This window comes from Alkalispirochaeta alkalica DSM 8900 (assembly GCF_000373545.1).
GTDB classification, from domain to species: Bacteria; Spirochaetota; Spirochaetia; order DSM-27196; family Alkalispirochaetaceae; genus Alkalispirochaeta; species Alkalispirochaeta alkalica.
Map to the genome: position 1 here is coordinate 225,835 of NZ_KB891692.1, position 9,200 is coordinate 235,034.

5 protein-coding genes are annotated in these 9,200 nt (G+C 61.7%); 2 read left to right on the forward strand and 3 right to left on the reverse strand.

The genetic code is table 11. The annotated features are described in order from the left end of the window. The first annotated feature begins 528 nt into the window (after positions 1-528). Complete coding sequence (locus B071_RS0102540; RefSeq protein WP_438829536.1) at positions 529-1,365, forward strand: cyclic nucleotide-binding domain-containing protein; 837 nt, start codon at positions 529-531, stop codon at positions 1,363-1,365. Positions 1,366-1,372: 7 nt separating this feature from the next. Here B071_RS0102540 and B071_RS15480 read toward each other — a convergent pair whose 3' ends face one another. The 3 genes from B071_RS15480 to B071_RS0102555 all read right to left on the reverse strand — a co-directional run bounded on the left by B071_RS15480 (position 1,373) and on the right by B071_RS0102555 (position 6,155). Further along, complete coding sequence (locus B071_RS15480) at positions 1,373-1,645, reverse strand: heavy-metal-associated domain-containing protein (RefSeq protein ID WP_018525537.1); 273 nt, start codon at positions 1,643-1,645, stop codon at positions 1,373-1,375. 39 nt (positions 1,646-1,684) lie between these two features. Beyond that, complete coding sequence (mutL, locus tag B071_RS0102550) at positions 1,685-3,640, reverse strand: DNA mismatch repair endonuclease MutL (RefSeq protein ID WP_018525538.1); 1,956 nt, start codon at positions 3,638-3,640, stop codon at positions 1,685-1,687. A gap of 7 nt (positions 3,641-3,647) precedes the next feature. Further along, positions 3,648-6,155: a FecR family protein gene (locus B071_RS0102555; RefSeq protein ID WP_026244918.1), complete on the reverse strand. Its 2,508-nt coding sequence runs from the start codon at positions 6,153-6,155 to the stop codon at positions 3,648-3,650. A gap of 1,854 nt (positions 6,156-8,009) precedes the next feature. Between B071_RS0102555 and B071_RS0102565 the strand changes: the two genes are divergently transcribed. After that, on the forward strand, positions 8,010-8,996 hold the full coding sequence (locus tag B071_RS0102565; RefSeq protein ID WP_026244919.1) for a potassium channel family protein: 987 nt from the start codon (positions 8,010-8,012) through the stop codon (positions 8,994-8,996). Positions 8,997-9,200 lie beyond the last annotated feature (204 nt).

Consider the following 9,200-nt stretch of genomic DNA (forward strand, 5'->3'; position numbering starts at 1 on the left):
GAAAGTCCTCTACGGGCCCTCCTGGTCTCTCCTGGCCTTCCCGGCCCCGGGCGATTCAATAGATTTGGCCTGCCTGCCGATACTTGCACAATGCGACGTTTTCCCGTTATCAGCAGCGATCCGGCCCTGAACGACCGGATCGGGCGAATCTGCAGCCGCTTTGGCCAGGCCTTCGAGCCGCTCTTCCTGACCTCCGCCGAGGAGGCCCTGGAGTATATCCGGTACGAGCTCCCGGAGTTCCAGGTGGTTCACTTCTCCGACCCCCGCATAGACGGGGTCGCCCTGATCCAGGCCATAACGGAAGATCCCTGGCTTCACTACGGCGGGGTCATCGGCGTCTACTCCCGCAAGGACAGTTCGCGTGTGGAGAACCTGCCCCGCGAGACCAACGTGGTGACCATGATCCGTCGGGGGGAGTTTGTGGAGACCTTCTTTCGGGTCCTNTACCTGCTCCACAAGAACAGGCAGATTCTTTTCCAGCGGGATCTGCAGATGGATTTCATCGGGACCATTCATGGAAATCTGGAGATGGACAACGACCCCTACAACGCCCGGACCTACGCCGCCCTGATCGCCAACTTTCTCTTTAACAGCAACTATATCGATCTGGAACTCCGGGACCGGCTCCACGTGACCCTCTTCGAGCTCATCATGAACGCGATCGAGCACGGCAACTGNGGGATCTCCTACGAGGAAAAAAACCGGTACCTCCACGATCACGGCGATATCATCCCCCTGATCAGGGAAAAGTGCCGGGACCCCGAGACGGGACGGCGCCGCGTAGGCGTCTCCTACACGATCGGGAAGGACTCATCGTCCTTCACCGTCTCCGACGAGGGAGCGGGCTTCGACTGGCGGAAGCGCTTCGAGGACAACCAGGTGAACCTGGACCTCCACGGCCACGGAATCCGCATGGCCCGCCACTACTTCAGCGATCTCTCCTATAACGACCGGGGCACGGAGGTCTCCTTCGAGGTGCGCCATCAGAAGGAAGCCAACGCCACGCCGGGAATCTTCTCCGAGGAGCCCCCCCTCACCCTGGAGGAGGGGGAGACGGTCTTCCGCGAGGGTGACGATTCGAACGATCTCTACTACATCGTGAGCGGGACCCTGGATATCNTGAGCAAGAANCAGCTCGTGGCAACCCTGAGCCCCGACGATATCTTTCTNGGGGAGATGTCCTTCCTCCTGGGAAACCGGCGCTCCGCCACGGTNGTGGCCAGGACGCCCAGCACCCTGATCAGGGTCTCAAAAAACACCTTCGTCTCGGGGATCCGGCGCCAGCCCCATTACGGTATCTTTCTCGCGNGGCTTCTGGCGCAACGGCTCTCCCGTCTGAACCGGCAGATCGCCATCACGGGGTAGCCCCGGGTCAGNTAGCTGCGCCGTCGGGGNGCGCGCCTTCCGGGGGCGCGTCCTGGGCGTTCTCCACGCGATCCAGGGTGATGTCGTAGCCGATNGCCTGGACAAAGCCCCNGATTTTNNTGATCGTTTCGGGGTTTCCGTCAAAATCCAGGTGCAGGGTGCCCGTGGCCCGGTCCACCTGGGCTGTGTCGACCCCGGGGAGTCTGCGGGCCATGTGGACAATTCCGATCGAGCAGGATGTGCAGGTTGCCCCCGCCAGGGAAAGCGTTGCAGTTTTCATGATCACAAGGTAATAAACCTTATCTCTCTGGTAAAGTATTTACCCCAGGGAAGGGCCCCCTCCGGGCCCTGAAACGCCCCCGGAGAGCGGGGCCTGGCGGCGGCCGATGAGCTCTTCCAGGTGGGCCCGGTTGAGGGTGATCCAGAGGGGGCGCCCGTGGGGACACCGGGGCTCGTCCAGCTCCAGAACGCGACGAGCCAGTTCCTCACCGGTGATGCTGTCCAGATAGTCCCCCGCTTTTATGGCAGCCTTGCAGGCGATCCGGGCNAGAAACTCCCGGTCGAACTGGTCCTGGAGCCCTCCCAGTTCCAGGACGGTCTCCACCAGGGTCTCCCGGCAGAGGCGATACTCGCCGGGCAGGGCCGTGATGGACCAGCGGAGGCCCTCTGTTCGCTCCAGGATGATGCCCAGTTTCCGGTACTCCTCCTGGTGGCGTTCCAGGAGCGTATCCTGATCGGCCGTGACCTCGAACTCCTCGGGTATGAGGAGCTTCTGGGGGATCCGGTCTGCCCCCAGGCGGTCGTAGAGGAGCCGCTCGTGGGCTGCGTGCTGGTCGATCATGTACAGATCGTCTCCCCGTTCCACCAGATTGAAGGTGCCGAAGACCGTTCCNTGAAAGCGGAGGGCCCCCGTCGGGGAGGCTGCGGAGGGCTCCCGGGGATCAGCGTGCCCCCGGGGGGGCGGCTCTCTCCGGGATGAGGTGNGATCCTGCAGGGGGATCTCCTCCCGGGAGGGCGCCGGGGAAGGCGGGGGAGCAGGCCAGACCGCATCGGTGGGGGAGGGTACGGCCCGGAGGGTGTGGCCGAAGGGTTCCTTCGGGCCGTGTCCTCCCCGGGAGGGAAGGGCACCCGGNGAGGACTTGCCCCCCCGGGGTGGCAGGTGCGGCCGGGACGGCCGAGGCGACGGGTTCTCCCGGGGGAAGAGCGAAGGGGGCGCCTCGGCTGCTTCCTCCCACCGTGCCGCGCGCAGGGCAAAGGCGTGGAGGTGGCTGCGGAGCAGCTCCACCAGGCGGTGGTGGATCTCGGCAGCCCTGCGCAGGCGGACCTCCCGCTTTGCGGGGTGAATGTTGAAATCGGTCAGTTCGGGGTCAACCGTGAGAAAAACCGCCGCCACGGGAAAAACCCCTCCGTGCTGGACATCCTGGTAGGCATACTCCACGGCCTGGACGAACTTGAACTCCGTCACGCGGCGGTTGTTGATATAGATATGGATCGCTTTCCGGTTCCTGCGGATAACCTCGGGGTGGGCGGCGATGACGGTGCAGGAGAAACCCTCGCCGCTGCCCTGGAGCTGGGTCAGGCTCTGGGGCGGGCAGACTCTGGAAAAGATGTGACCAGCCCGCTCCAGCAGGGTCTGCTCGGGCAATACCTCCTGGCGTCCCCCGGCGGCAGGAAAGGAAAACCGGACTCCGGGAAAGGGGAAGGCCTTCTCCAGGATCGTCTCCCTGATCGCCTGGGCCTCGTTCTGGGGCCTCGAGAGAAACCGTTTGCGGGCGGGCATATTTGCAAAGAGCCGCGCCACGGTGATGGCCGTGCCCGGCCTGGGGGGAGCCGCCTGAATCCGTTGCAGCTCGGCGTCGCGTACCTCGACCCGGTGCCCCGAGGGGTGGTTGCCGGGGGTGCTCTCGATGGTGAGATCGCTCACGGCAGCGATGCTGGCCAGCGCCTCGCCCCGGAATCCCAGGGAGGTGGCCCGTTCCAGATCCTCCATCGATCTGATTTTGCTGGTGGCGTGGGTCTGCCAGCAGAGAAGCAGGTCTTCCCGGCTCATCCCAGCCCCGTCATCGCGAACCCTGATCAGATCGCTTCCGCCGTTCTCCCAGGAAATATCGATGGACGACGACCCCGCATCGAGGGCGTTGTCGAGAAGTTCGCGTACAACCGAAGCCGGTTTCTCTATGACCTCCCCCGCGGCGATCCGCCGGGCCACCTCGGGCGGAAGAAGGGCAACGCCGGGCCGGGGGGAGGAGGGGGNCTGGTTCTCCTGGTGTTCCATCCCCCTACTAAAACCCGATCTCGGTCTGAATGACAACCGTGGGGGTCATCTTGGGGCGTCCCGACGAATCGTAGACGATCTCCCCGTCCCTGTCCCGTTCCAGGGCAGTCGAGATCCGGGCGGTGACCCTCACCAGATCGGTCACGGGGTAGGTGACGTGGCCCGCCAGGGTGGTGTGTTCGTCCAGGAGATCCGACCGGTCGTAGCCGTTCCATTCGCCCAGGGCCGGGGCAAAATAGCTCCGCCGNTACTCTGCCCCCAGGCCGATACCCAGGGGCAGAACCCCCTCGTCGATACCGAGGCGGAGGAGAAACTCGTCNTCCGGGAGCGCTTCCCAGGATCCCGACGAGGTGACTTCCCAGGGCCACCGGTAGCTCGCCGTCAGGTGAAGCACCTGAAAGAGGGTGATCCCCGCCTCTCCGGCCACAGCCATGGACTGGTCGCGGTATTCCCGCGCGTCGGGGTCGGCCAGATAAGCCATGGTCTCGGCGGCGTAGGTGCCCCGAAGGCGGTCGTAGGTGGGGCCGTAGAAGCCCGGCCGGAAGGCGCCATTATAGAACTGGTACTCCAGGCGGTAGCGCAGGGACGGGGTCCACCCCCGGATGCCCGTGGTCCAGCCGAAGTTCCGGGGGCGACCCGAGTCGAAATCCACCAGGGCGTTGGTCTTGATCCCCGAGGAGATCGACTGGCCCTCCAGATCCGTGGAGTTCCGCACGATGGGGACCAGAAAGCCCGCCTCGGTGTAGCCGATGAGGGACGATCGCTCCCTGCGAATGAAGGGGATCGCCACGTCCATGGCGAGAGTGGTAAAGCGGGGGTCGCCCTCGCTGGCGGCCTCCTGGGCGTCGGTCNGTTCCCGGGGCAGGGTGGCTGCGGGAGTGCGGTCGGCCACGGCGCTGAACCCCACCTCGGCGGGGATCACCGGTGCTGCGGGGCGGGCAAAGAGGCGGCCTCCGTATATCCCGGGATCGGCTGCGTCGTTCACCATCGCCTGGAACCCCCAGTCGGGGCGGTCGATAGCCAGGAAAACNCCCAGCCGGCGGGTGGTGGGAAACTCCTGGTCGTTGGCGTAGTCCCTCATGAGAAGGCCCTGGCCGATGGTGAAGGAGTCCAGGTTTCCCAGATGAAGCTGGAAGGGGTCCCCCTCCCGGCCGTAGCGGATGTACTGGACCTTCAGNGCCAGGTCGGTGAGCAGATCGTGCAGCGCTCCGGCNGGATCGCCCGACCAGTCCTGGTCGCTGCCGAAGGTCCACTCGTTGTTTCCTTCGGGCTGGTACCAGTCGTCGGGGTCAAAGAGGTTTTCCCGATAGGTAAAGGGGAGGTAGAAGGCCGCGTCCAGGCGCTCCGTGGTGATCCGGGGCTGGAAGACCACCTGCCCNTAGGTCTCGCGNTTGATCGTGACGGCCCCCACCTGCATTCCCGTGGCCTGGACAACCCGGCCCAGACCGCGTTCGAGGGCCCCCGGGGGAGCTGGTTCTTCTGCTTCGGGGGCTNNATCGCGGGGACGCTCCAGCGGTACCGCCACGGTGGCGGAGAGGTCCGGGGCTCCTTCCCGGGTATCCTCCCGGTCGGGATCGTCTGCTTCGGTTGTGTCGGTTTCCTGCTCCACAAGGCTCGCGGGGTTGAGAAACTCGAATTCCAGCTCTTCCTGGAAGGCCTGGATTCGTTCATCGCTCCAGGTCTGGGGCAGAAAGGGTTCCCTGCCCAGGGTAACGCCCTGCCGGGCCGCCAGGTAGATCTCCCGTTCCCGGGCGCGTTCGGTGACGATGATCTGTCCCGAGAAGACAAAAACATCCTCCAGGGGGAGGTCTTCCGGGGAGTTTGCTCCCTCCGGGGCGGCGTCTCCCTCAGGCGGGACGGTTCCCTCGGGTGAGGCGGTTCCCTCGGGCGAGGCGTCTTCCCCGGGCAGAAGGGTTCCTTCCGGCGGGATGATTCTTTCCGGTGGGCCATCTCCCTCCGGGGCGGGCTCCTCCGTGGGCGGGCCTTCCTCACCCGGAGGGCCCTCCTCAGGGCCTTCCCGGGGCGGCTCGCTCCCGCGGGGCCCCAGGGAAACGGCGAAGTCCGTACCCCGAACGCCCAGGACGGCCCCGGGGGTCTCCAGGGTGTAGCGGGCACTGCGGTCCCCCGAGGGAGCTACCACGAGCCTGGCGGCGCCCCTGCGGAGGGTGCTCCGGGTGGTGGTGGCCCCCCGGTGCCCCTGAATCGAGTTGATCTCGAAGACGGTGCGGGGTGCGATGCGCAGGAGGCTCCCCGCAGGGTCCAGGCGGAGCTCTGCCCCGCTCTCTCCCGTGGTGATCCGGTCCCCCGGCGAGAGACCGATCCCCAGAAAGAGTTCCACCGTGAAGCCGTCGGAGTCGACCACCTCCAGCTCCTGGAGATCATCGGCGTACTCCAGAACCGCCACGGCCCCTTCCTGGGCCCAGAGGAACGAACCTTCCGGGGAAAGAAATCCTCCCGCCAGGGGAGCCAGGAGCCCCGCCAGAAGGAGAAGAGAAGATCTGTAACCGCGCTTCATGATGCCTCCTGTCCTCGCCGCCCGTGCGAAGATCCTAAAATGCAATGCTCGTCTCCAGCCCCGAGGTGACCGTCCAGGGATCGCCCTGAGCCAGAGGGTCGTGGCGCAAATCCGTTACCAGGGAGATCACCACCGGACCGGAACGGATGTTAAGACGCAGGCCCATCAGGGTGTTTTCTGCCTCCACGATATCGGCCGGTTCGGTCAGGTCGAAGGCCTGGTAGGTGCCGGAGACACTCAGGCCGGGGAACCCCGGGAAGGCCCCCTCGGCGATGGTGAGGGTGCTCTTCAGGTCCGGACCCGTTCCTGTTCCATCCTCGAAGGGACCGCTCATGGTGGTGACAAACCGCAGGCCCTCCCGGGCAGAGGAGAAGCCCAGGCGGGCGAGCCAGCCCAGGGTTCCCTTCACGTCCCGCTCTCCGTCGTAGATCCGGAAGCGTTCGACCCTGCGCCGGTCGTAGGTGCCGTCAAAATAGGTGGGAACGAAGTTGTCCTCGTAGAGGCGGAGTTGGCCGCCGTAGATAAGCCCCAGGGGACCCGTCTGGAGGACTCCCCCCGTGCCGACCATTCCCCCCAGGCGGTTGTCCTGGTTCACCACATCGCCGAAGACGGCCAGGCTCAGCCGCTCCGCTTCGACCAGGGGAATGCGGGTATCCACCCCCCAGATAATCACCGGGTCCGGTGTGGACTCGTCGGCGAAGGGGTTCTGGGGGGTCTCCTGTTTCTGGACGTGGTAGTAGGGGTCCCGGTCCACCGCCAGGGTGGCTCCTGTCTGGATGCGGGAGAGCAGAACCGATTCCATCCCCCCCAGGGGGCGGATGAAGAGCCGTCCGGCGATCACGTCCCAGGCAGCGGTGTTGGCCACCACCGTCTCGATTCCCCCGTAGGGGAGCCCCACCAGGCGGGAGTCGATGTCCAGGAGGGCGCCGAAGAGGGGCCGCTCCGGCCGGAAGAGGAGGTTCGAGTAGGANTCCATNATGAACCCGTTNCCCAGGGTCGCGTCGGAGAAGGATCCCAGGCTCAGGTAGAGGGGATCCCCCTTTTCGCCGTAGCGCAGGTAGTCGATCTTGGGGAGGTAGAGTTCCAGGGCGTTGATCTCTCCCTGGGGGTTCCAGTCTTCCTCGCGGATCTCGAAGTCCTGGCCGTCGCCGCCGGTGAAGCGGTAGTGGATCTCCAGGTTGAGTCCGATGCTGAATTTGCCCACCCTCAGGTGCGGGCGCAGGGCCAGCTGCTGGTAGGAGAGGGTCTCTCCCGTTGCATCGTCGGAGAAGGAGACGACCCCCAGGCCGATGGAGGCGCCCCGTTCCAGGCTTTGGAGAGGCAGGACCCCCAGGAGGATTCCCAGTATGCCCGCCGGTATTATCAATCGCTTCATCTGATCGCTCCTTTACCGCTCCCTATCTAAATATAATCGGCATGGTGAGGTATTGCAATTTACCTGTAAGCAGCGGGTTGTGTCGCTGCCACCGAGGCAATCCGGATCTGCCGGGACAAGGCGTGGTGAAGAAAGGGTTCTGCTGGATCCTGTTTCCGGTCACCAAGTGGCAGCGGGAAATCTGTCAGGCCTTCGGCGTCGTCCCGTCGGTGCAGGTATAATGTTTTCGGGGAAGCCAGGGGTGCCCAAAACAGGTTGCAATAATCCAGAAACGAATCAATACTATGCCAAGAAAAATCCTGAAGTATCTCGCGCCTTATGAGGCACAGAACATAAAAGAAGTAGTGCACGTGGGCTTGAATTTCGCGTGTATGCCCTGGGGGAAATTCAGGGATAGGGAATCAGANCGCGATATTTTTTAGTTGAAACATGAAATAAACAAAAGCGATATTGCCACGAAAGACATGTATCGGGGAAAAATGGAAAATACTAATCTGCGCAAANTATCACTGCTTTTGACCGGGCTGGCTTTTACATTTTTATTNGGCACAATAGGTCTTCATCTCGTTGAGGGCTGGACAGTATTTGAATCCTTTTACATGACCGTTATCACTATAAGTACTGTCGGATTCCAGGAATTAAAACCCCTCTCGAACTCAGGCAGAATCATTACCATCTTTACAATCATATTCGGGATTACAATTGTTGCCTATTCTATTGGTTCATTGATGCGTATTTTAGTAGAAGGCGAACTGCAAAAAACAATGGGGAGGCGCAAATTGGACAAAAAAATTGCATCNTTAAAAAACCACTACATCGTTTGCGGCTACGGCAGAGTCGGGCGNTTAATAGCACGAGAGCTTATCGCGAACAAGAAAGACTGTGTTGTGATCGAGCATATTCCGAAGCACACGCTTGCTTTAGAAAAAGACAATGTTCCTCACATAATAAGCAATGCCATTTCGGAAGAAGCGTTGACAAATGCCGGAATCAAGCGCGCAAAAGCACTAGTAACCGCGGTAAGCGAAGATAGCGATAATATATTTATTACGCTCACCGCCAGAGAGTTAAATCCGGATATTTTNATCCTGGCAAGAGCCGGCGAAGAGATAAACGAAAAAAAACTGCTGCGTGCCGGAGCAAACAAGGTNGTGCTCCCATACAATATCGGCGGTCAGAGAATGGTCGATTCGTTATTAAAACCCACAGTTATCGACTTTCTCGATAGCGCCATGACAAACAGCGAATTAAGCCTGGTAATGCATGAAATGAGAATAAACCCACAATCAAACTTCGCAGGGAAGACCATTCTGGAAAGCAATCTCAGAAACGATTTCGGAATAATCGTTGTTGCCATAAAAAAGCACTCGGGCATAATGATCTTCAATCCTGTTTCAACAGAAATTCTTGAATCAAATGATGTTCTGGTTGTAATAGGAAAAAATCAGCAGATGCACGAAATCTAAGACCGCAAAACAGGGATTTCTGCAAATTTGNGTACGCCGGTGATTTGGGACAGTGATTCCGGGGAAAACGGACAGCTCCCTGAGGGAAGATAATCCCTGTGGCCACGATACCACTATAAAATGCTGTCCAGTTTCAGGGTAATCCAGGGCACCCAGGTGCCTCTTCACGGTGTTGTAATCATCCCCGCCAGGTGTAAAATGTCG